This is a genomic window from Rhodothermales bacterium, from assembly GCA_040221055.1.
Lineage (GTDB): Bacteria > Bacteroidota > Rhodothermia > Rhodothermales > UBA10348 > 1-14-0-65-60-17.
This window is the reverse complement of the sequence record JAVJVN010000012.1, coordinates 222,871-245,921: the sequence shown is the minus strand read 5'-3', so window position 1 is coordinate 245,921 and position 23,051 is coordinate 222,871. Positions and strand designations below refer to the sequence as shown.

The 23,051-nt window shown below is 60.3% G+C and carries 25 protein-coding genes and 1 tRNA gene; 7 read left to right on the top strand and 19 right to left on the bottom strand.

What is annotated here, in order from left to right; genetic code table 11:
- Positions 1 to 25 precede the first annotated feature (25 nt).
- Positions 26 to 1,333, top strand: a complete 1,308-nt coding sequence (ahcY, locus tag RIE53_06800; GenBank protein ID MEQ9104390.1) for an adenosylhomocysteinase — start codon at positions 26 to 28, stop codon at positions 1,331 to 1,333.
- A gap of 96 nt (positions 1,334 to 1,429) precedes the next feature.
- On the opposite strand, the gene RIE53_06795 is transcribed toward ahcY, so the two are convergent.
- Both RIE53_06795 and RIE53_06790 read right to left on the bottom strand, forming a co-directional pair.
- Positions 1,430 to 1,503, bottom strand: a tRNA-Pro gene (locus RIE53_06795).
- Between the two features lie 39 nt (positions 1,504 to 1,542).
- The gene (locus tag RIE53_06790; GenBank protein ID MEQ9104389.1) at positions 1,543 to 1,881 is read right to left on the bottom strand and encodes a MerR family transcriptional regulator; all 339 of its coding nucleotides are present in this window, start codon (positions 1,879 to 1,881) and stop codon (positions 1,543 to 1,545) included.
- 106 nt (positions 1,882 to 1,987) lie between these two features.
- On the opposite strand from RIE53_06790, the gene RIE53_06785 reads away from it, so the two are divergent.
- The gene (locus RIE53_06785) at positions 1,988 to 2,929 is read left to right on the top strand and encodes a DMT family transporter (GenBank protein ID MEQ9104388.1); all 942 of its coding nucleotides are present in this window, start codon (positions 1,988 to 1,990) and stop codon (positions 2,927 to 2,929) included.
- Between the two features lie 35 nt (positions 2,930 to 2,964).
- Entirely contained in the window at positions 2,965 to 3,765 is an 801-nt protein-coding gene (locus RIE53_06780) for a hypothetical protein (GenBank protein ID MEQ9104387.1), read from the top strand.
- A gap of 37 nt (positions 3,766 to 3,802) precedes the next feature.
- Here RIE53_06780 and RIE53_06775 read toward each other — a convergent pair whose 3' ends face one another.
- From RIE53_06775 to RIE53_06725, 11 genes are all read right to left on the bottom strand, one after another.
- Positions 3,803 to 4,345 (bottom strand): CvpA family protein, encoded by a 543-nt coding sequence (locus RIE53_06775; protein MEQ9104386.1) that lies wholly within the window; start codon positions 4,343 to 4,345, stop codon positions 3,803 to 3,805.
- Positions 4,346 to 4,366: 21 nt separating this feature from the next.
- Positions 4,367 to 4,825 (bottom strand): GatB/YqeY domain-containing protein, encoded by a 459-nt coding sequence (locus tag RIE53_06770; protein MEQ9104385.1) that lies wholly within the window; start codon positions 4,823 to 4,825, stop codon positions 4,367 to 4,369.
- 63 nt (positions 4,826 to 4,888) lie between these two features.
- Positions 4,889 to 5,419, bottom strand: coding sequence for a hypothetical protein (locus tag RIE53_06765; GenBank protein ID MEQ9104384.1), 531 nt, complete (start codon positions 5,417 to 5,419; stop codon positions 4,889 to 4,891).
- A 46-nt stretch (positions 5,420 to 5,465) separates the two neighbouring features.
- On the bottom strand, positions 5,466 to 6,617 hold the full coding sequence (locus RIE53_06760) for a PQQ-binding-like beta-propeller repeat protein (GenBank protein MEQ9104383.1): 1,152 nt from the start codon (positions 6,615 to 6,617) through the stop codon (positions 5,466 to 5,468).
- A complete protein-coding gene (locus RIE53_06755) occupies positions 6,617 to 9,520 on the bottom strand; it encodes a BamA/TamA family outer membrane protein (protein ID MEQ9104382.1) in 2,904 nt (967 codons plus the stop codon). The genes RIE53_06760 and RIE53_06755 overlap by 1 nt, the downstream gene beginning before the upstream one ends.
- 151 nt (positions 9,521 to 9,671) lie before the next feature.
- Positions 9,672 to 11,432, bottom strand: a complete 1,761-nt coding sequence (gene ptsP, locus RIE53_06750; protein MEQ9104381.1) for a phosphoenolpyruvate--protein phosphotransferase — start codon at positions 11,430 to 11,432, stop codon at positions 9,672 to 9,674.
- Positions 11,432 to 11,701 carry an HPr family phosphocarrier protein gene (locus tag RIE53_06745; protein MEQ9104380.1) on the bottom strand — a complete coding sequence of 90 codons (270 nt, stop codon included), beginning with the start codon at positions 11,699 to 11,701 and terminating at the stop codon, positions 11,432 to 11,434. Before RIE53_06745 ends, ptsP begins: the two co-directional genes overlap by 1 nt.
- A 22-nt stretch (positions 11,702 to 11,723) precedes the next feature.
- On the bottom strand, positions 11,724 to 12,704 hold the full coding sequence (locus RIE53_06740) for a polyprenyl synthetase family protein (protein ID MEQ9104379.1): 981 nt from the start codon (positions 12,702 to 12,704) through the stop codon (positions 11,724 to 11,726).
- 1 nt (position 12,705) lies between these two features.
- Positions 12,706 to 13,341, bottom strand: coding sequence for an adenylate kinase (locus RIE53_06735; protein MEQ9104378.1), 636 nt, complete (start codon positions 13,339 to 13,341; stop codon positions 12,706 to 12,708).
- 121 nt (positions 13,342 to 13,462) lie between these two features.
- Positions 13,463 to 13,963, bottom strand: a complete 501-nt coding sequence (locus RIE53_06730; protein MEQ9104377.1) for a hypothetical protein — start codon at positions 13,961 to 13,963, stop codon at positions 13,463 to 13,465.
- Positions 13,950 to 14,468: a phage holin family protein gene (locus RIE53_06725; protein MEQ9104376.1), complete on the bottom strand. Its 519-nt coding sequence runs from the start codon at positions 14,466 to 14,468 to the stop codon at positions 13,950 to 13,952. Before RIE53_06725 ends, RIE53_06730 begins: the two co-directional genes overlap by 14 nt.
- A gap of 125 nt (positions 14,469 to 14,593) precedes the next feature.
- On the opposite strand from RIE53_06725, the gene RIE53_06720 reads away from it, so the two are divergent.
- On the top strand, positions 14,594 to 15,046 hold the full coding sequence (locus RIE53_06720) for a DoxX family protein (protein MEQ9104375.1): 453 nt from the start codon (positions 14,594 to 14,596) through the stop codon (positions 15,044 to 15,046).
- 15 nt (positions 15,047 to 15,061) lie between these two features.
- On the opposite strand, the gene RIE53_06715 is transcribed toward RIE53_06720, so the two are convergent.
- From RIE53_06715 to RIE53_06695, 5 genes are all read right to left on the bottom strand, one after another.
- The gene (locus RIE53_06715; protein MEQ9104374.1) at positions 15,062 to 16,156 is read right to left on the bottom strand and encodes an acyl-CoA reductase; all 1,095 of its coding nucleotides are present in this window, start codon (positions 16,154 to 16,156) and stop codon (positions 15,062 to 15,064) included.
- Entirely contained in the window at positions 16,153 to 16,530 is a 378-nt protein-coding gene (gene crcB / locus RIE53_06710; GenBank protein ID MEQ9104373.1) for a fluoride efflux transporter CrcB, read from the bottom strand. Before crcB ends, RIE53_06715 begins: the two co-directional genes overlap by 4 nt.
- Positions 16,527 to 17,717, bottom strand: a complete 1,191-nt coding sequence (locus tag RIE53_06705) for a thiolase family protein (GenBank protein MEQ9104372.1) — start codon at positions 17,715 to 17,717, stop codon at positions 16,527 to 16,529. The genes crcB and RIE53_06705 overlap by 4 nt, the downstream gene beginning before the upstream one ends.
- A gap of 63 nt (positions 17,718 to 17,780) precedes the next feature.
- Complete coding sequence (locus tag RIE53_06700) at positions 17,781 to 18,053, bottom strand: hypothetical protein (protein ID MEQ9104371.1); 273 nt, start codon at positions 18,051 to 18,053, stop codon at positions 17,781 to 17,783.
- A 60-nt stretch (positions 18,054 to 18,113) separates the two neighbouring features.
- On the bottom strand, positions 18,114 to 18,629 hold the full coding sequence (locus RIE53_06695) for a BrxA/BrxB family bacilliredoxin (GenBank protein ID MEQ9104370.1): 516 nt from the start codon (positions 18,627 to 18,629) through the stop codon (positions 18,114 to 18,116).
- A gap of 174 nt (positions 18,630 to 18,803) precedes the next feature.
- On the opposite strand from RIE53_06695, the gene RIE53_06690 reads away from it, so the two are divergent.
- From RIE53_06690 to RIE53_06680, 3 genes are all read left to right on the top strand, one after another.
- Complete coding sequence (locus RIE53_06690) at positions 18,804 to 19,418, top strand: NlpC/P60 family protein (protein MEQ9104369.1); 615 nt, start codon at positions 18,804 to 18,806, stop codon at positions 19,416 to 19,418.
- 126 nt (positions 19,419 to 19,544) lie between these two features.
- Positions 19,545 to 20,027, top strand: a complete 483-nt coding sequence (gene greA / locus RIE53_06685; protein MEQ9104368.1) for a transcription elongation factor GreA — start codon at positions 19,545 to 19,547, stop codon at positions 20,025 to 20,027.
- Positions 20,024 to 21,046, top strand: a complete 1,023-nt coding sequence (locus RIE53_06680) for a GntG family PLP-dependent aldolase (protein MEQ9104367.1) — start codon at positions 20,024 to 20,026, stop codon at positions 21,044 to 21,046. The genes greA and RIE53_06680 overlap by 4 nt, the downstream gene beginning before the upstream one ends.
- Positions 21,047 to 21,053: 7 nt before the next feature.
- On the opposite strand, the gene nagB is transcribed toward RIE53_06680, so the two are convergent.
- Positions 21,054 to 22,982: a glucosamine-6-phosphate deaminase gene (gene nagB / locus RIE53_06675; GenBank protein MEQ9104366.1), complete on the bottom strand. Its 1,929-nt coding sequence runs from the start codon at positions 22,980 to 22,982 to the stop codon at positions 21,054 to 21,056.
- Positions 22,983 to 23,051: the final 69 nt, after the last annotated feature.

Here is a 23,051-nt window from a genome sequence, read left to right as displayed (position 1 = left end):
CATCCAGCTATCCGAATCCGAGTCCATGGAAATTGAAACCTTGAAATACAAAGTCAAAGACATCTCCCTCGCAGAATGGGGACGCAAGGAAATCCGCCTGGCGGAAGCCGAGATGCCGGGACTCATGGCGCTCCGCGAAGAGTACCGTGGCAAGGAGCCGTTGAAGGGAGCCCGCATTGCCGGCTGCCTCCACATGACCATCCAGACCGCGGTTCTCATTGAGACCCTTGCGGAACTGGGTGCGGAAGTAACGTGGTCCTCGTGCAATATCTTCTCCACACAGGACCAGGCTGCCGCGGCCATCGCAGCAGCAGGCATCCAGGTTTATGCCTGGAAGGGTATGACGGAAGAAGAGTTCGACTGGTGCATTGAGCAGACCCTGTTCTTCGGGGATGATCGCCAGCCACTCAATATGATCCTGGATGATGGCGGTGACCTCACGAACATGGTCCTGGATCGGTACCCTGAACTGGTGCCCGGCATCAAAGGTCTCTCCGAAGAGACCACGACGGGCGTCCATCGCCTGTACGAGCGCCAGAAGAAAGGCACGCTTCCGATGCCCGCCATCAACGTGAACGACTCCGTCACCAAGTCGAAATTCGACAACAAGTACGGCTGCAAGGAATCCCTGGTGGATGCCATTCGGCGCGCTACCGATATCATGATGGCCGGCAAGGTCGCCGTGGTTGCCGGTTATGGAGACGTCGGCAAGGGCTCTGCGGCTTCCCTCCGTGGAGCTGGAGCACGCGTCATTGTCACTGAAATCGATCCGATCTGTGCCCTGCAAGCCGCCATGGACGGATTTGCGGTCAAGAAAATGGACGATGCCGTGAAGCAGGCGGATATTGTCGTGACGGCCACGGGCAACTTCAACGTCATTACGGAGCGGCATTTCCGTTCGATGAAGGACAAGGCCATCGTCTGCAACATCGGTCACTTCGACAATGAGATCGACATGGCCTGGCTGAAGAAGAACTACGGTCACACCCGCGACACGATCAAGCCCCAGGTGGACCTGTTCTCGATCGATGGCAAGGAAGTCATCGTGCTCGCAGAAGGTCGCCTTGTGAACCTGGGATGCGCAACGGGGCATCCATCGTTCGTGATGTCGAATTCGTTCACGAACCAGGTGCTCGCGCAGCTGGAGCTGTGGCACAACGCGGACAAGTACGACAACGAGGTCTACACCCTGCCCAAGCACCTCGACGAGCGTGTTGCACGGCTGCACCTTGCCAAGATCGGCGTGGAGCTGGAAGAACTGACGCCCCAACAGGCTGACTACATCGGTGTCACGCAGGAAGGCCCGTACAAGCCGGAGTACTACCGGTATTAGGGCCTGTCAACAGGCCCTGAGCGGGGCTTTTTGTCCATGGAATGCGCTGAAACACAAAAAGGCAGACCGAAAGGTCTGCCTTTTTGCGTCTTCTCGTCGGGACGACAGGATTTGAACCTGCGACCCCTTGCACCCCATGCAAGTGCGCTACCGGGCTGCGCCACGTCCCGAGGGAAGGGTGAAAACCATGGAGCCGTGTACGGTTCCCGTCAGTCCGAAGAAATGCGGTTCAAGAGTCGCTCCAGGAATCCCCTGACCTCTTTCAGCTCACGGACCGTGGGCGAGGATTCCTCGAGCCCATCGTCCTTCTTCTCGAGCGCCTGCCGGGCTCCGTCAATCGTGAACTTCTCATCCCTCAGCAAATGACGGATGCGATACACCACGTCAATATCATCGCGCGTATAGACGCGCTTTCCGGCTCGATTCTTCCGCGGCTTCAGGACAGGAAACTCCGACTCCCAATAACGCAGCACGTGGGCCTCTTCCCCTACCAGGGCTGAGACCTCACTGATGGTATAGTAAAGTTTTGTGATTCCGCCTTCGAGCATGCCACAATGTACGGCCTTTCCGTTACTTTGCCACCGCCTCGCGCCCGAGGTTCCGCCTTGTATGGCAGGATCCCGCCTGTACCCAGACCATACCCTTCCCTGCTGAATGTCCAACAGCTTCCTGACCAAGTGGAGGGGTGAGCTCGAACTCATGACGGTCGTCCTCATGTGGGGACTGAATTTCCCGATCATGAAGATCGTTCTGGTGGTACTTCATCCGTACGTCCTGAACGTCCTCCGGATACTTTCGGCCGGTGTCGTGCTCGGATACATCTACTGGGTCCGATCCGGTCGATCGGTCCAGGTCATGTGGCAACCCATGTGCAGTCACGGCTGGGCCATTGCCCGATTGGGGTTTGTCGGATGGGTCTGCTACCAGTTGACCTTCATCCTCGGCCTGGACATGACGTCGGCCGGGAATGCCGCCCTCATCATGGCGTCCGCACCCTTGTGGACCGCCATGGTCGCACTTTCCACGCGCGTGGAACGCCTGACCATGTTGGCCTGGACCGGTCTGATCATCAGCATTGCCGGCACGGTCTGGGTCGTCCTCTATGGCTCGACCACGGTTGAAATGGCATCCAATGCAATGACGGGCAACCTCATCATCCTTGTGGCGGCCATGCTATGGGGAAGCTACACCGCACTGACGCGACCGTTGGTCCAACACATGTCCCCCACGGCCCTGACCGTCCTGGCCCTCGCGCTGGCATTTCCGATACTGCTCCTTTTCGCTCTACCCGTTCTGGGAGACGTGGACTGGAATGCCGTGCGCTGGTGGCACTGGCTCCTGGTGTTCACGTCGGGTTCGCTCTCGACGGGAATCGCCATCGTGCTCTGGAATCGGGGCGTGCGAACCATTGGCCCCTCCCACACGGCCGCATTCAACAATCTGGTCCCGTTCGTGGCCCTGTTCTCGAGTTGGTTGATCCTGGGTGATCCCGCATCCCCCGGACAAATACTCGGGGGGGGTCTCATTGTCGGAGGATTGGTGCTCATGCGAAAGGCGCGGGCCGTGCCCAGAACCGTTCCGCCGCGCGTGCATTGATGCCCATACGTCATTTCTTGACCGACTTCAAATCCATGCTTTTGCCCTTTTTCCGGTCCTTGTCCTTCATCCTCGTGGCCACGTGCATCCTGGCACCTGATGCACGTGGACAACGCCTGACCGAATTCGCTCCGCTGGAGTGGCATTTGGCTGGCGGTCACGCACGGGACGCTGCCACAACCACGGTGATTGCGGGAGTGGGAAGGGCCGTACCGGTGTTTACCATCCTTCCCCAGACCACAGTGGACAGTCACATTCGCCTCCTGGATGTCGGACTGGGAGTACGGTTTTCAGACACGGACGCGGATTTCCGGTACCGGGGTGTCGCGCTGGACATGGACATCCAGCGTACGCCACAATCGGCTTCCGTCACGCTGTTGGATGTGGACCGATCCGGACTCAGGGATTCCCACATTACATGGGCCAGACTGGGATACGGTCCGGCACTCTCCCGAACAAGTTGGCGACGGCAGTTTACCCTGAAAACCCGCATTGAAACGGGTCTGGTATCCAGCAAATGGGGCTCCGTCCAGTTCTCCGACATTCCGGGGCACGGGATGACGCACAACGGAATCGAAGCCCGGGCGCTTGGAGTCACATCCATCACGGTCACACCCGGACTGGACGTCGCGGTAGTAGCCTGGCATGCCGTCCATTCCTTCAAGGGCGACCTGCGCTGGTCCGAAGTGACGCCGACCCTGACCTGGTACGCGCATCCGACGCTCCGCCTGGACATTTCCGTGCAATGGGTACGCGCAACGGGCAACGATGCAACCGTCACGGATGTAGCCGGAGGCGTACGGTTCCGTTACACGCCGCAAGCCGTGCGATTCTGAGCACACGCCACGGCGTGTCAGGGTGTCAGGATCTGGCTCAGACCGGAAGCGCTCCGGATCCCTCGCGAAGGCGACGTTCCAGTTCCTTTCGCATGTCCTCGAAAGCCGGGGACTGACGCGACAGGTACTGCCACGCTTCCGGTACAAACTCCGACACGGGCTTGTAGAATTCGGATGAGGCCCGTGCGGGGGCCGAGGGCAATTCCAGGAAGCCCACGAACAGGAAGGCCAGACTCATCACAATGACGGCCTTGAGCGCACCGGTTGCTCCACCGGCCAATCGGTTCAGTCCACCCAATTTGGCCTTTTCAGCAACATCGTCCAACGCGAAGCCGAACAGCCGGATGAACAGGCGACAAAGCAGGAAAATGGCCACGAATCCAGCGAGTGGAGCAAGTTCAGGTACCATCCCTGTGTACTGCTCGAAGAGGTTGCCTGCATCGTCCATGAAGGTCGCTGCAGCCACGAATGCCACAACAATACCGGCCAGCGTCGTCACCTGCCGGATGAAGCCCGTCCGCATTCCACGGATCAATCCGAAAGCGATGATGGCGAGAATGATGATGTCCAGAGTTGCCATACGGGATTTATCGGCAGGAAATCAAATTGCTGAAAGAACCTCGCGGGCGATCTGTTGGACGTCCTTCCCATCGGCGCGTCCGCTCAGGGCCGTCATTGCCGCTCCCATCACGCGGCCCATGTCCTTCATGCCCGTTGCACCGGTCTGTTCTACGATGGTTTGCACCTCCCTACGGATGGCATCCGCATCAAGTTGCTCCGGCAAGTAGGTAGACAGGATTTCGAGTTCGGCTTCTTCCCGGGCTGCCAGGTCTTCCCGACCGGCCGCCGTGAATTGCTCAATGGAATCACGGCGCTGCTTGGCCTGTTTGCCAACCACGGTGAGTACATCCTCTTCCGACAGGTGGGCCACGCCCCCTTGCCGCATGGCGATTTCCTTCTCCATGATGGCCGCTCGCAGGGAACGGATGGTTGCCAGCCGAACGGCATCCTTGGCCTTCATGGCCTCTTTCAGGTCGATATCGAGTTGTTCTTTGATCATGCTGCTCGTACTCCGGAGGCGCTCTCCCGATCCCGTATACTCGACGCTCCCTCCCACGTCGGATCAGAACACGAGCCGGAAGGCGAAGACGCCTATGCCCACCTGCATGACCCCCGTGGAAACGCCCGACAGGACATCAAGACGTTGGATGTCCCGCTTCAGCTGCGGCCGCTTGTCTGCTTCCCAATCTTCGAAGCGATTGTCGGCCTTCGTACGGTAATGGACGGCCAGCGCTCCGGCCACGACCGCACCGGAGAGCGAGACGACGTCAATCCAACGGCGCTTCCGTACATCGGGCTGAGCGTATGCAACCGGGACCTCCGGCTGAGGTTGGGCAATGGGTGCGTCAAAAGCCGGGCGCAGGGTCGAAAAATCCGCCCGCAACCGGACGTCGTCGCCCTCCGGAAGGTCCAGGAGAATGGATTGGGCATTCCATGCGGTAACCCGCGGGGAGCGCAGGAGAATCTGACGGACGGAAGCATCCACCCTGAACGGTGATTCCGAAATGCGTCCGATGTATTTCCCGTCCGCGACGACAATGGCCTGTGGATATTCCGATTCCACGTGGACCGTCCGGCTCTGGGCGATTACCATGGACGGCAGGAGTGCACTCATCAGCACGAACCACAAAACCCCTCGTTTACTCATCTTCACCCTCCGTTGCGGGAATGAATTTCACGACATAACGTGGCTCCGACAGGACGTACAAGGCTCCGTCCGCGGCCGCCATGGCCGATTTTATCCGACCCTCGAGTTGGTGTCGCCAGGAGATCGCCCCGGATTCCGCGTCCAGTGCAAGCAATTCCCGACCCATCGTCCCGACGTAGACGGCGCTGTGTGTCCATTGTGGCGGAGCGTCCACGACCGCTCCCACGTTGACGGTCCATTCCTGGACGCCACTGATGGCGTCCAGGCGTCGGACGGTCCCGTCCGATGCGCCGAAGATCAGCCGCCCTCCCTTTACGGCGGGCGGAGCCATGCGCACCAGTCGGTTGGGATTCCGATGCTCCCAAAGCACCTTCCCGCTCTGGACATCCACCGCCACAAGAACGCCGCGCGTAGTGGGAATGTATATGCGTTCGCCGTCAGACGCGGCTCCGGCACGGACCGGCAGGTCGATGGAGGTCTGCCACAGTACGTCTCCATTCGACGCATCCATCATGACCAAGCCCCCGCGATCGGTGGCCACGAACAAGCGTCCGTCAGCCAGCAGAAGCGGCGTGGAATGGACGGAGGTCCGTTCTTCGAGGTGGTGCCGCCAGACTTCCTCCCCGTTTCCGGTTCGGTAGGCCCGGACGGTGGCCTCCACGTCCACAATGACGACGACGTTGCCCGCGACCACCGGCGCCACTTCCACCGGTACGCCCGACACGCGCCATTTCACCGAAGCCCGCTCCAGGTCGTAGGCTATCAAGGCCCGATTTCCCCAGGGAGACGTCACATACAGGATACCATCCGAAATCGCGGGTGTGCCCTCGATGGCCTCGTTGAATTCCCGGTATCCGGTCCGCCTGCCGGACGCCAGATCCACCGCATGCATTTCCCCTTTACGTGTACCCACGAACAGACGGTCACGGACAAGCAGCGGCGAGCCCGGGCCGAATCCGGCCGCCGCATTGTACTGCCAGGCGACCACCAGCGGTGGCGGGATCCGTTCCGACCCCGCACGCTGCCTGAGCGTGGATCCCCCGTCGGTGATCCACGCATCGTCCGGTACATCGTATGGACGCTCCAACTGGATGGTCTGACAACCCGACAACACCAGGATGAATATGGGGAGCAGTCGCATCATCAGAAATCCCACCCGAACATGAATTGCCGGAACACCTTGTCCTGCACGCGGAAACCATCCCGATAGCGACGGCCGATGTCATACCTGAGGACGAAAGCGCCGAACAGGTTCATTCGGAAACCCAGACCGGCTGCTCCGATGGTTTCCCCGGCGTTGATTTCCGGACGAACGTCCCGGTACCCGTCATTCCACGCATGGGCCGCATCGAAGAACAGGGCGCCCCGCAGACTGGCAACACCGAACGGGGCCAGGAACGGCAGGAAAACAGAGGGTGCGTTCACCAGCGGGAAACGGAGTTCCTGTGACGTGAACCAGATTTTCTGACCCCGAACCTCAAAGAACCGGAATCCGCGTAGATCCCAGGAGCCCCCCATCACGAACAGGCGGGCCTCGCGGCCTTCGTTCATGCGTCCCATGAACCAGGATGCGAACGTGACCTGGTCATGCAGGCGGATGTACGTGCGGACATCCGCTGAAAGCGTGAAGTAACTCACGTTGGAGTACACCACGTCGGTGGTATAGGCGAGCGTTGCCCTTCCCCGCCAACCACTTACCGGACCGTTCAGCCAGTAGAGGGTCTCATCGTGGGTGATGGACAGACTGTTTGACAACAACCATGCATCCCGATCGATATTCCGGATACCGATCTCCTTCCGACTCCAGTTCAGGGACGTCCCGAGTTCGAGCCGCCGGAATTTGGAGATCGGATAACTGACCGCACCGAAGCCGCCGTAGATGGTTTCGTGGAACCGGGGAAAGGTGGTCGGTGCATCCGGATCGGTGACATCGTAGCGCAGTCCCGAGAACCGGTATGCCCCGAAGCCCGTGTTGGCCCGCTTTCCGAAGTCGTATTTGGCGACCTGGAAGGACAGATCTTCCAGGAAGGACCGTTGGGACGTGCCCGTGTTGAACAGCGTGAAATTCAGGTAATCGTTCCCGAGCATGTCCGAGAACGCCACCAGGGCTCCACCGGTCGTACCCAGCACCGAGCTCTGTCCGACGCTGGCCTGCGCGATGTCCAGCTGATAGCGGGTCTTGTACGATCCTGCCGTCGCATCCTCTCCGATTTCAATCCGGTCGAATGTCCAGGGTTCGCCCACATCTGTGAAGCCAATCCGTTGGATCCGCTTGGGGTCGGCCAACAAGGAATCCACGTCGGCCAAGTGGCGGATGGAGAATTCCAGGCCCTCGAACGACGTGAATACGAGATGGTCATCGGCCGTCCAGACGGGGTCCATCGCGGCAGATGCCAGCCGCGTCAACCGCACCAGGGGACGTTCCAGGTCCGGCCCCGCGGGTTGAGCCGTCATATCCGCCACCCAGATGTCCTGCCCGCTGAACCGACCCGTTGAATCGGGTTGTGAACTGATGAAAGCCACGTGCCGGCCGTCCGGACTCCAGGTTGGCGAGAGATCCACCCGATGCCCATACGTCACGTAGTCAATCTGTTCGCGTTCCAGGTCGTACGTGAAAATGTTGTAGGCGCTGATGGGACCCACCCCGGTCCGGTCCGATGAGAACGCTACCTGGTGACCATCGGGGCTCCACGAGGGGTCGCGATCATCCCATGCATCGTCCGTCAGCGGGTGGAGACGACCCGAGGTACGATCCAGGATGTGAATGTCGGAGAACCCGTTCTCCCCGATGGATGTGAACGCCAACGCCGTTCCATCGGGCGACCATGTCGGGGAATAGGCGGCGATGATCCGTTCAAAACGATAGGTGTCTTCCAGCCGGTTCGCATACAGGTCCCAGACATGGATGACGTCCCGGTTTCCACTCTTGGTGACGAACGCCAATTTCCCACCGGACGACACCGCAATGCGCGATTCGAACAGGTGGAACGCCTCGAATTCATCGCTCCGTTCACCTTCAATCAGGATTTCAGGGTCGTCCAACGGTTCGTACTCCGCATCCACCTGAACCGAGAATACGTTGCTGTATCCCCCACGATTGCCCACGAAATAGACGAACCGCCGTCCATCCGGAAACCGGTGGAAGGACGGCTTGGCATTGAACCCTTCGGTCGACAGACCGGATGCAATCAGCGACGGAACGTCCACGTCGGACATCTCCGGATAATACTGTCGCTTTACCCAGGCAAGCCATCGGGCAGCGATGTCCTCGAACGGCTCCTGCAGCGTGACTTCGAGGACCACATCAAACTTCCGGTCCTTCCAGAATCCCTCTATGAGCCCCAGGATTTTTTCTTCGCCGTATTCCTCGGAGATGAACCGCATGATGGCCTCTCCCTGCTTGTACATCACGTAGGACCCCCGAATCCGGAACATGGACTCCAGGGGTACCAGGTAGTTCGTGAATACCGCATCCCGGATGACCATCTCATGCTGCTGGTCCGGTGGTCCCGACCAGTATTCCGCCAACCCTTCCGTGAACCACAGCGGAAGGAACGTGGTCATGGGTCTGCGATGGTCCCGCATGACCCGGACGAGTTTGTTGTACGTGAATACGTGTACCATCTCGTGTCGGACCACCCGCCTGAAACGCTGCAGGTTGCCGTTCGCAGGGATGACCACCCGCCCCTTGAGGAACTCGAAGAAGCCACCGACACCGTCCGGAATGAACCCGGGTGTGATGTTCGTCTGCTTGAAATGCAGGTTGGACGAATAGAAAATGATGGGCACCCGCGTGTTCAACGAAAAATTGAACCGGTGCCTCATTTCCTCATAGGCTTCCTCCGCGAAATACGCGCCGTGCTCGGCCAGCTCCAGCATTTCCGGGTAGTAATACACGTCGAAATGCTCGGTCCGCATGACCTTCCAGTCGAAGTCATCATACTGGATTTTATTGCGCCCGAAATGGTAGTTGTACTGGGCCAGGCTGGGGGCAGCCGGGATCCACCCCAGGAGGACAACCAAAATGACCGTTCGAAGAAGGGACATGCCGTGCACGACGTTGTGACATCACAACATACTTTCCGGATGGAACCGTTACCGGCCGGTCTCCTCCACTTGTACCATAAATCAGGCGTACGGAGCCCCATCCCCCGTGAACGGTCAGCACCTGCGAACGGCGCCGGAGGACCGTTCCCGGTCAGCCGGTTGCCCGGGCACCGTCCAGGAAGAAACTCAGTCCACAGGCGTGCTCCTCAAGCCACTGATCCAGGAACGCCCGGGTTTCGGCGGCATCGGACGATGCCATGGCCCGTTCGGCCAGAGCCACACCTTCACTCTTGCGCATGGCCCGCACCACCCGTTTGATACCGGGCAGGTAGACGGGCGATGCGGACAGTGCGGTTATCCCCAGTCCGATGAGTACCGGAACCGCACGCAGGTTGGCCGCCAGTTCACCGCAGAGGCTGACCGGGATACCGGCTTCATGAGCCGCCTGTGTGGTCTCGTGGATGAGCCGCAGCACGGCCGGATGCAATTCGTCATACAACTCCGATACCAGGTCATTGCCCCGATCCACAGCCATGACATACTGCGTCAGGTCATTCGTACCGATGGAAAAGAAATCCACTTCCTGTGCCAGGTCCCGCGCAGACAAGGCCGCCGCAGGGACTTCAATCATGATCCCCACCGGCACATGGGGATCGAAAGCGACTCCCTCTCCCTCCAGCGCCGCCTGAACCCCCTGATAGTGTCTGCGGAACGACCGAATTTCGTCGATCGTCGTGATCATGGGAAGGAGGATGCGGACCGGCCCGAACGCACTGGCACGGAGGATGGCACGCAACTGGGGCACCAACAAGTCCGGCTTCTGGAGCAGGATCCGGATTCCACGCCATCCCAGGAACGGGTTCTGCTCCCGGTGTCCCATTGGAAGCAACTTGTCACCACCCAGGTCAAGCATACGGAACGTGGTATGTCCGGGAGAGGCCCCCTTGACTACATCCCTGTACAACTCGAATTGCTCCGCCTCGGACACGATGAGCCGATTCTCCATCAACAGGATGATTTCCGTCCGGAACAATCCGATTCCTTCTGCGCCGTACTCGTTCAGGAGTGGCAGTTCGTCGCGCAGCTCCAGGTTTGCTTCCAGGTTGATGTGATGACCATCCAACGTTTCGGACGGAAGCGGTACAAGGGCCATGTCCTCCTGGACCAGGCGTGCGTAGCGTTCCTGTTTGCGGCGGTAGAACTCCACCGCCGCCTCGTCGGGCTCAACAGTCAGTTCCCCCTTCAGCCCATCCACAACCACGAGTTGACCGTCGGTCACCTGTGTGGTCACATCATGCATACCCACGATGGCCGGAACGCCCAGGGCGCGCGCCATGATGGATACATGGGATGTCGGACCGCCAAAGTCGGTGGCGCAGCCCAGGATGCCTTTCCGTGAGAACAGGATGATGTCGGCAGCCGTCAGATTCTCGGCCACGACGATCGATTCGGCCGGAATGTCCGACAGGATGACCCCCCTTCTCAGGTGCCGGATAATGCGATCCTGGATGTCCAGCAAGTCATTTGCCCGCTCACGCAGGTACTCGCTGTCGCTGGACTCCATGGACTGCCGGTGCTTCGACATCACGGACTTGACGGCGTACTCGGCGTTCACATTGTGGCGCCGGATGGACTCTACTACGGCGTTGTAGAGGGCATCGTCCCGGAGAATGAGTTGCTGGGCCTCGAAAATGGACGCACTGTCCTCCCCGAGTTTCTCCCGGGTGAGCGCAATGATTTTTTTGAGATCGCGCTCCGCCCGCTGGACCGCCTGCTCAAACCGGCTCAGTTCTGCTGAAAGTTCTTCCGCGGCCAGCACCCGCTTCTCCACGTCAAAGGATACGCGTGCATAGACGACTACGGGGCCCGTGGCAATGCCCGGTGCCACGCCGATACCTTTCAGCGTTCGCACTATTTCACCTCACCGAATCCATCCTCAAACAACTGGGCAAGTGCGGCAAAGGCGTCCTCTTCATCCGGTCCATCCAGATGAAGCGTCAACGTAGCTCCCTGCTCGGCCGCCAACGTCATTACGCCGATGATGCTCTTGCCATTGATTTCGTACCCATCCTTGTGAATGAAGAAATCAGATTTGAAGCCGGCCGCCGTCCGGACAATCATGGAGGCCGGCCGCGTGTGAAGGCCTGCCCGGTTGGTTACGGTGACTTCCCGTTCAATCATGTTTCAATCAAGGGTGTAAACTTCAATGTACGCGTTCCTGCATCCGATCTGCGAGATGCAACAACACGTCGCGACCCGTACCGGAAGGAAGTTGTGCTATCCGGGTACGGGCATTACCGGAGTGGAATATAACGGCTTCCCGCGCCGCATCCAGCACGCCCGCTGCTTCCATTCGTTGACGGGCTTCAGGTATCCGATCTTCCGACAGCCCTGAACGCAGGATTTCGTCGAACCAGGCCCGATCGTTTCCGCCGGCATTGGCCACCGCCGTGAGCAGAAGGAACGTCTTCTTCCCGTGCACGAGATCACCGCCCACCGGTTTCCCCCAGGCTTCGGCATCTGCAATCAAATCCAGCAAGTCATCCTGTATCTGGAATGCCCTTCCCAGTTGGAATCCCACATCCCGCAACGTGTCGAAATCCGAAGCGGATGCCTCTCCGGCAAGGCCGCCCAGAACCAGCGATGTCTGGAGCAGGGCACCGGTCTTCTGGTCAATCATCCGCAGATACTCCTCCAGCGCGACATCGTGCCGTTCCTCGAACGCCATGTCCCGGATCTGGCCCTCACACAGTATGCGGATGGTCCCTGTAAACGTCCGCATGACATCAGGCAGACGTTCGGCGGGCAACCCCATCAGCTGTTCCAGCGACAACCCTACGAGGTAGTCTCCGCACAGGATGGCCGTCGCTTCATCCCATTTTTCGTGCACGGTAGTGCGTCCACGGCGCTCCGGCGAACGATCCATGATGTCATCGTGTACGAGCGTGAAGGTGTGGAAGATTTCCACGGAAAGGCCGGCTGCGAGGGACGCCTCAGGTCGGGCCTTGAACACGTCGCCTGCTGCCATGGCCAGGAGCGGACGGAATCGTTTGCCGGGCGCATCCAACACATGGCGCACCGGGCCATACAGCCGTTCCGGGTCGGAATGCCGGACAATCGTTGAAAGTGCTGCATCTATGCGCGCCCGGGCCTCGCTGATATATGCCTTGGCGGTGTCGGACACGTCAGATTGCCGTCTGGACCGCCTGGACAATGCGCGCGTAAACCTCCTCGAAGGACCCCTCGCCACTGACCTCCACCAGAAGGCCGCGTCCGCGGAACCAATCCTCAACCGGATGGGTCTCCTCCCGGTAGATTTCCAGGCGTTTCAGGATGGCGTCGGCGCGATCATCCTTGCGCTGAATGATATGATCCGGATTGACATCGGCCGGCACGGGTTTGAAATCCAGGTGGTAGTTCTCCCCTGTTACCCGGTTGACGCGACGCTTTGAGAGACGATCCACGATGACCTCGTCCCGGACGACCAGACTGATAACGGCCGTGAGGGGTTTTTCCTTCTGGTTCAGGTCGTACATCAGCCATTCGGCCTGCTGGATGGTGCGGGGATAGCCGTCCAGGACGAAACCATCATATCCACAGGCTTGCAAGGCTTCCTCGGCGAGACTGCGGACCAAGGCACCGGGCACGAGTTTCCCGGACTCCACATACTGGCGGGCCTCCGTGCCCAACCGCGTTTCCTCCCGAATGGCACGGCGAAGAAGAATCCCGGTGGAAATATGCGTGACACCCTCGCGCTCAGCCAGCATGGATGCTTGGCTTCCTTTACCTACTCCGGGTGGGCCGAACAATACGGTGCGCATAGATCAGGGGGTGGTCAGCATCAATTTTGCAAAAGAGGGCATTCGACCCTGAAGCGGGCCAAATGATTCCGACAGAAATCCAGAATCGGTGAAATCAGTAGCCGGGCAATCCCGGACTCCGTCAGTCTGGATCCTTACGACGGTCCAGGTACGCCGAGACCTGACGTGTGACTTCCTTGATGAGCGCCGTGGACACGACTCTCGACAACTGGGAGACGGCCTCCTTAATAATGCCATGTTTTTCTTCCAGATGCAGTACCGGCGGGTTCTGATGGACGGCCTTCCGAACCGCATCCTTCAGATCATCCCCCTTGTCCATCCGCTTGGACACCGACTTCGACAGGCGTTCGGCCAACTCGTCCACACCGTCGTCCCACGGAGACGTGGCCTTCCTGGAACGGGTCATGAACCACAACCCCACAAGCGCTCCCGTACCAACGGCTACGCCTATCCGAACCGACTTCCGCGACAACAACCGAGTGGCCACGGCCACCGGGCTCCGACCGACACCCGTTTCGAAAACGTCGAATCGATCCGAGATTCGGCGCGATTTCTCGGCAAGCCGGGCCTCCACCTGCTTGCGTCGATCCTCACCTGATTTGACCGGACTATGCTGCGCCATGGCGATCCTCGCTTTTTTCGGACAGGGCCGGTACCGTGGGTTTGGCAGGGGAATTCGTGGAGGGCTCGGCGGTGACTCCGGATCCGGGGCGCGTCAAGGTGCGGCCTACCTTGGATGCGAGATCCACGCGGGACCGCCGGATGGATGCGCCAAGCAAAACGAATACGACGGCGACAATCAGGAAGCCGAGCGCATTGGATCCCAGCCACTGCCCGAGGGCAAACGCCGCAGCCAGCGAAAGGAACAGGAATGCGACGGCAAAGAGGACCAGGACGAGTACGATGAGCAGGATATCGTTGGCCACCGCCTGGATGCGGTCCTCCACATCCAGCTGGAACAATTCAAGGCGGAGTTCAATCCACTCCTTGACATCGTCGACCAGCGACCGGATTTCATGGGCGAGACGGGTCAACGGGCCGTCTCCACCGGTGCCGTTCCTGTCTTCGGCCTTTCTGTCGGTATTTGTGTGCAGATCTTCCATCTCTACTGCGTACGCCGTAAACACGGAAGTGTTTGCGCTGCGGGGAGTTGGAGCATTCCAGCGGAACCTTGAGGGGCCTCATGTCCGTTATCCCACACAGGTACCGCTTTTCTTACACACACTGACCACTGTCCAGACGAGAATCCACCATGTTGTCTTCCCGAAATTTCGATCTTGGCCTGCTCGTCATCCGGCTCGGCATGGGCCTGGGATTCCTGTACTACCACGGATGGGGCAAGCTCATGGGCGGTGTGGAACGCTGGACCGGACTCGGCGAATCCATGCAGCGCTTCGGGATTGACTTCGGCGCACCCTTCTGGGGATTCATGATCAGTTTTGCCGAGTCCGTTGGCGCGCTCCTGATTGCCGTCGGATTCCTGACGGCACCCATGTCCTGGATCCTCGCCATCGGCATGTTCGTTGCGTGGACGGGACACATTGCATCGGGACAGGGAACGCCCGGACATGCCTTCAAGAACATGGTTGTTCTGATCGGAATCGCGCTGTCGGGCCCCGGGAGGTACTCCGTGGACGCCTGGCTACGCGACCGCATGACCCGCTCCGACCAGGCAAACGCCGTTGTAGGCGAAATGAATTCGTAACCTGCCAGGTTACATTTAAACACGCCCCAGAAGGTTGTTGAAGAAGTCGGCGTGGGACCGTCCGTCTGGATTCCAGTCCAATTCCGGTCGTTGGGCGGTTCCCAACGGCTCGACCACCACGCTCAGACGCTCGCTCCATACGCCCGCTCGCTCGCGACGGGTATAGACGGCCTGCAATGCATTCCGGTGCTCGCCCACCCATGCCGTAACGATGTCCGGCGATTCGTAGGGAACCCAACGGATGTGACCGGGCTGCTGCAACTCGGCTTCGCCTCTGGAAATCAGGAACGCCATTCCGTCTGCCCAGGCGTGTGGAGCGTCCAGTGCTTCCAGGAACGCCTGCTGCATTTTCAGGGATCCGCTGGTTGCCGGATGCGCCGGGAACGTACCGCGGAACGTCGCAAACGCATCCAGGATTTCGTCCGGTCCCTGCGTGGCCGTTGCGAAGATCAGCGCTGCGCTGCGGCATCCCTGGCCTTCATGCAGGAGCGCATCCTCTGCCAGATCCAGACGTTCCTCTTCATCCTCCCCGCCATCCAGGATGGCGATCGAAAACCGGTGGCCACGCATCCACTGGCGCGAGGCCGGGATTCCCGCCTCCAATGCCAGGGACGTCACCTCGGCCAACGTATCGTCCGAACCCGAGGCCATGAGGCCCCACGCCTCGTCAAGGACCTCCTGAAGGGTGGTCACCTGCGCATCCACCGGAACGCGGCCGTCGGCAACGGTCCGGAGTTCATCCAGGAATGCCGGCAAAAGCGCAGATGAACGGGAGGACACGGTGCCTCTCCAGGCAAAACCCGCAAGCAACACGGCCACCAGGTCCTGTAATTCGACCATCGGGATGTTGCCGGGGTTCAAGACCCCGACGACCCGCTGTGCCGAATGGTGTTCGGCGCCGGTCGCCACCCCGGCGAGCTTTTTCTGCCATCGTTCCAGGGCTTCGGGTGTCAGCAGGGACATCTGCTGATTCACGGCGAAGATGATGGCCTCCTCGGTGAACCGGTTGTCCATCTCCAGGGTGGCCTTGACGGCTCGGACCCGCGCCGGATGATCCGGATCGGACCACCGCAACGCCGCCGTTGCCAGCACATCGACCAGCGTACTCATGCCGAAAGTGACCGTCCCACCCAGACGCCGGCCACGACCGCCGCCAATGCGCCCAGATTGTTCGCAAACACGTTGACCAGGGCCATCAGGGACTGGCCATCCTCATACAGGCGCAGACTCTCGACACTGAAGGCGGAAAACGTCGTGAACGCTCCGAGCATGCCGATCATGAACAGCGCATGCATGCGCTGTGGTCCGTGTGTCTGACCCAGGATGGCCCAGAATACGCCAGCCAGGAACGACCCGATGACATTCACCGCCAACGTGCCCCAGGGAAAGCCTCCCCCCGCATACCGGAGGACGGCCAGGGAAACCCCGAATCGCCCCAAGGCACCCAGGGCTCCCCCGAGGGCTATGTAGAGCAGCTGGGTCACACGCGCTCGATGGCCACGGCCGTGCCACCGCCCGTGCCATGACAGATGGCCGCCATCCCCCGCGCCTTGTCATGGCGGTGAAGGGCATGGATGAGCGTGGTCACAATGCGCGACCCGCTGCATCCGATGGGGTGCCCGAGGGCCACGGCGCCGCCATGCACGTTCAACCGGTCCATGTCCACGTCCAGCATCCGGCTGTACAGTACGTTGTTGATGGCGAACGCTTCGTTGTTTTCGTGCAGGTCGAAATCGCCGATGCCAAGACCCGCCTTGTCCAATGCTTTCTTTACGGCCGGGATGGGCGCTTCGGGGAATCGCCATGCGGGGCCGGCGGAAATGCCGGACGCCATGTACCGGGCCAATGGTTTGAGCCCGTACTTCTTGACCGCCTCCCCGCTGGCCAGCATGATGGCGCTGGCGCCATCCGAAATCTGGCTCGCGTTGCCGGCTGTCAGTACGCCATCCTTCTGGAATGCCGTGCGGAGTGCCGCCAGGGATTCGAGGGTCGTCGCCGGACGGATACCTTCGTCCCGGTCGAGGGTGACCATGTCGCGCTTGACGCGGTACGCGATGGGTGCCATTTCGGAACGGAAGGCTCCAGCCTCCGTGGCCTCATGCGCGCGTCGATGCGATGCTTCCGCCACGGCGTCCAGTTCGTCCCGGGTAATGCCTTTCTCGGCGGCCAGGCGCTCGGTCTGCACACCCATGGCCTCTCCGGACATGGGATCCGTAAGGCCATCATGCAGCAACAGATCTGTGAGGCCTTCCGGGTTGCCCATCAGGAATTTGTACCCCCAGCGGGCACGGGACGACAGATAGAACCCCGTTCCGGACATGGACTCCGTGCCGCCGGTCAGGACGAGATCGGCCTCTCCTGCCTTGATCATCGTTGCGCCCTGCATGAGGGCGAGCATACCGGAGGAACACACCATGTCGACGGCAAAACCGTCCACATGATCGGGTATCCCGGCTTTGAACGCGGCTTGACGGGGAATGAGTTGGCCGTGTCCTCCCCTCAGCACATTGCCGAAGATGTACAGATCGAGGTCGGCTCCGGCAACCCCGGAACGTTCGAGCGAGGCACCCATCACATGGGCGGCAAGGTCAACCGGGGTATGACTCGAAAGGGCACCGCCGAAGGTGCCGATGGGCGTGCGGACCGCGTCCACAACAAAGACTTCGCGCATGGGAATTCCGCTTGGTGATCACGCTTGGTGTTGAAAGCGGTTTCCTTACGATGCAGCGCGGGTCTAGTTCTCCCAGTTGGCCAGCGACAGATCGTCGCGCGTATGCATGGCAAAATACCCGATGAGCAGTCCGCGAATGAGCAGTTGGGCCTCGGGCAACGTGGCCCGGAAGGTTTCCTCCTTGCACTTTATGCTCAGCCGGCCGTTGGACTCATGCCGTACATCGTTCACCAAGCCGAAATCCATGCACAGCTGGACGAGTTCGTCCAGGGACGGCTGGGTGTACGGGCTGGCTATGCCGAAGGAAGCAATGGGCTTGTATTCCGGTGCGGTCACGATGGTCTCTGTTTGGCGTACTGCCAATATCGACCACCGGTCAGCATTCTTTAATCCGCCTCAGAGGATGGAGCGGAATGTCCCGGGCAGGTCGTCGCCGCGCTCCGGCTGCTCCGCGTCTGCAGTCCCAACCGACGGCGCGGCTGCGCTCTTTTCCCCGCAATAGGTATTGAAGGCGCCCACCAGATCCATGGCGATGGCCGATGCGGACCGTCCTTCAATATTACGACGCTCAAGAACGAATGCGGGCTCGCCGTTCTTGATGAGCGCGATGAACGGGGACGATGGCGGGATGCCTGCCAGGAAATCACGGGCGCGTGCCGTGGCTTCCAGATCCTGGCCGGCAAAAACCGTGGTATACCGGTCCGGCTGTACGGGTGCCTGCATGGCCAGCGTGACAGCGGGCCGTGCGTTGGCTGCGGCGCATCCGCAAACGCTGTTGACCACGAGCAGCATGGTACCCGATTGCGCCTTGTCGAACGCATCGTCAACCATTTCTGGCGTTTTCAGTTCAACAACACCAACTCGGGAGAGTTCAGCCCGCATGGGCGCGACGAGGGGTTCCGGATAAGGCATGGTGTACGTTGTTCAGTGCTTTTTGACGAGATTCGGACAACGGCAACGGTTCTGTGATTGATCCGCCGCCCGGTCAGCCTCTCCGTTTATTCAAAGTTCAGCTTTTCGCCCATGGACCGATACAAAACATATGGCCGGTTGAATATTGCCCACTGAATCCCCCTTTCCTGTCCCATGATCCGTCCGATCCTGTTCGCAATGACAGTATTGATGCTGAGTGGATGCTCCGCGCTCAAGACGAGCCGATACGCCGAGCCGGCGTCGGCGTCGAAGCCTGTGGCTGTGACAGAGACTCCATATCCCGGTGAAACCGATGCGACAGAATCGTCCCCGACGGCCGATTCCCTGATGTCGCTCGGATCGGAGCCACTGGCCCTGTTGGACAACCTGCTACGGGAAGCCGCCACCACATGGATCGGTACCCCGTATCTGTTCGGTGGTCTTTCCTCGTCCGGCATTGACTGCAGTGCGCTCATACAGACCATTTTCGCTTCGGCACTCCAGTTGGGTCTGCCGCGGACGACCGAAGAGCAAATCCGATTGGGATCGCGGGTGCGGCGCAACCAGCTGGATGTCGGCGACCTGGTCTTCTTCCGTCCGGACGGGCGCGGCCGACATGCCGGCATCGTTCTTTCGGATCGGGAATTCCTGCACGCATCGACCAGTCAGGGCGTCATGATTTCGCATCTGGACGAGCCCTATTGGCGACAGTGGTACCATACCGGACGTCGTGTCGTGGACGACCGATGGAGTCCCCTGGAGCGTTTGGCCGATTCCTCCGGAAACTGACCGGCCACGGGCGCGTTTCATGCGGTTCAAGTCGAGCACGTACCGGTCCATCCGGTTGCGAGCATGCGCTGTCGCCCCGTGCGGCAGCGTTTTTGCATTTTAGAATTTCAGTAACAGGATTCCCCCATGGAAACGCCCCAGATTACCTACTTGACGAAAGAGGGCCTCGCAAAACTCAAGGACGAATTGCAATTCCTCCGAACCAAGGAACGTGCCCGGATTGCGGAAGCCATTGCGGATGCGCGGGCGCAAGGTGACCTGTCTGAGAACGCGGAATACGATGCGGCGAAGGAAGAGCAGGGACACCTGGAAACCAAGATCGCCAAGCTCGAAACCACCATTTCGAACGCCCGTGTGGTGGATGAAAGCCAGATTGACAGCAGCAAGGCGTTCATCCTGTCCACCGTTACGGTGAAGAACCGGGCCAATGGTGCCGAGCAGACCTACACGCTCGTCGCGCCGGAAGAGGCTGACTTGTCGGCCGGTCGCATTTCCATCAAGAGCCCCATCGGCGCGGGACTTCTGGGCAAGTCGGTCGGCGAAACGGCGGACATCACCGTGCCTGCCGGTACCGTGACCCTGGAAATCCTCGACATCTCCCGCGGATGATTGATCTCCGTAGCGATACGGTTACGCGTCCCGATGCCGCCATGCGCAACGCCATGGCGGCGGCCGAGGTCGGGGATGATGTTTTTGGTGAGGACCCTACGGTCAATCGGTTGCAGGACATGGTAGCCGAGCGCCTGGGCAAGGAGGCCGCACTGTTCGTGCCGTCGGGCACCATGTCGAACCAGTTGGCAGTCCGGATCCACACGGAACCGGGCGACGAGGTGGTGTGCGAAGCGGCATGCCACATCGTGAATTACGAATCGGGTGCGACAGCCGCCCTTTCCGGAGCCAACTTGCGTACCCTGCCGGGTCGGCGGGGCGTCCTGACCGGCGATGATATCCGCACTGCGGTGCGTTCCCACTATTACTGGGAGCCCCGGCAACGGGTGCTCTGCCTGGAAAACACCCACAACAAGGCCGGCGGTACCATCTACCCCATGGATCGCCTGAAGGACGCCGTCGGGGCCGCACGCGAAGCCGGCTTCACCTGTCACCTGGACGGCGCCCGCCTGTGGAATGCGGCCGTGGCCAGTGGAATCAGCGAGGCCGATTGGGCGGCTCCGTTCGACACCGTTTCGGTGTGCCTGTCAAAAGGGCTCGGGGCGCCGGTCGGCAGCCTTCTGGTTGGAGATGCAGAGCGTATCGGGCGCGCCCATCGCTACCGGAAGATGTTCGGTGGAGGCATGCGCCAAGTGGGTATCCTGGCAGCGGCCGGTATCCATGCCCTGACCCACAACCGGGACCGTTTGGGCCAGGATCATGCCAACGCACGCCGGCTGGCCGAGGGCCTGGCCGGACTGCCCGGGGTCTCGCTCGACCTGGGCAGCGTGGAGACGAACATCATCATGTTCGATGTGGTCCAGGACGCCGTCGCGCTGGTGACGGCCTGCAGGGCACGCGGCGTTGCCTTGTCACCGTTCGGGCCCCATACCATCCGCGCCACGACACACAAGGATGTCAGCGCCGCCGAGATCGAGACGGCCCTGGAGGTATTGGGGCAGGTGCTTTCCGGCCAATAGCCGAACGCTACATCTCCTTCGAACACACGAACGCTTCGGCGGCATCGAATTCCGGCAGGCCCAGGTTGTTCAACCGCGCTGCCGTTTCCGCATTCCGGTCCCGGGCCCGCTCCCAGAACTCGCGCACATCGTACGCGCCCGGGTACATGGCCCGGTCTTTCTGGCTCTCGTGCTTGAAAATGGCTTCGATCTTTCGGTTCAGATCGTTCTTCGTCATGGGAATGAACACGTCGGCACGATGGATTTCCCACTCCTGCCAGGCTCCGCGATACAACCAGACCGTTGGCATTTCATCTTCCGACTTGCCCTCATTGTAGCGCTCGAGCGCCTGACGGATGGCGAAATAGCACATGCGGTGCGTGCCGTGGGGATCGGACAGGTCGCCCGCCACGAAGATGTGTTCCGGATTCAACTCCTCCAGCAGATCGAGGACAATCTGCACGTCCTGCGGTCCGATGGGGTCCTTGCGAACGCGACCGGTCTTGTAGAACGGCATGTCCAGGAAGCGGGCGTGCTCGCGGCGCAGTCCCATGACCTCGATTCCGGCAATGGCTTCGGCATACCGGATGTACGCCTTCACACGCTGCACGTCGGCGGAATCCACCGTCCCGGGTTTCTTGTCGTCCATGGCCTGTCGGAACGCAGCCAATTGGTCCAGGAATCCGGGAGCGGTCTTGAAGACGTCAGATGCCATTTCCATGAACCGGATGTAACGCCGCACATCCGCATCGAACACCGCGACCGATCCGTTCGTCATGTACGATACGGTGACATCGTTGCCGTTGGAGACGAGCTTGCCGAGCATCCCCCCCATTGAAATTACATCATCATCGGGATGCGGTGAGAACAGCACCACCCGTTTCTCGGAGATCAACTGCTCGGAGTACACGATCTTGCGGCGCAGCAATTCGAACACGCGACGACACAGGTCGTCGGTGTTGGCATACCGGTACGCCAGGCCATGGAGGTGATGTGTGTGGAAATCACTGGATTCCAGGCGAAGAATGGCCTTGCCAACTTGCTCGCTGAGCCAGATGACGGCACGTACGGACAACTCTTCTGTCCAGGTGACCGGCTTGACCACCCACGGTGTCTTTATGCGGGTCAGTTCCTGGGAAGCAGCCTCATCCACGTAGATGGTGGCATCGCGATGATGCTGCAGGAACGAGGCGGTGACGGCCCGGTTGGGCGGCTCCTCGACGGCCCGGCGAACGATGGGTGCCTTGTGCTCTCCCGTGGCCATGAGGATGATTTCGCGCGCATCCAATATGGTGCCGACCCCCATGGTGATGGCCTCGCGCGGAACGTTGTCATCGCCGAAAAAGTCCGATGCCGCATCTTTCCGCGTGATCTCGTCCAGGATGATGGCCCGGGTGCGCGTATCGATGCCCGAACCGGGTTCGTTGAACCCGATGTGGCCACTTCGACCGATGCCGAGCAGGATAAGGTCTATGCCGCCGGCTTTGCGGATGGCGTGCTCGTAGGCCAGGCAATAGGTCTCGACTTCTTCGGGCTTCAGATCGCCCCGCGGAATGTGGATGTTCTCGCGCGGGATGTTGACGTGATCAAAGAAGTTCTCAAACATGAACCGGTGATAGCTCTGGAGGCTGTCCGGCTGCATGGGATAGTATTCGTCCAGGTTGAACGTGACGACGTTCGAGAAGTCCAGTCCGTTTTCACGGTGCATCCGGATGAGATGCTGATACGCGCCAATGGGCGTTGAACCGGTCGGCAGGCCCAGGACTACTTTCTTGCCTGCGGCCGAACGTTCCTCAATGAGATTGGCCACTCGTTTCGCCACCTGCAGCGACAGCTGAGCCGGTTCGTCGTAGATGAGGACCGGGATTTTTTCGAGCTGGGTGCCTTCTGCGTTGGGATGTTCGGACGGGTGGATGACAGCGGGGAGTCCAGAGGACGAAGAGGACATGGTGGACATGGCTGGAACGGTGTGGCGGCTTGCGAAGGATGGCCGAATCATCAAAGTACGGCTTCGCCTGGCGCACAT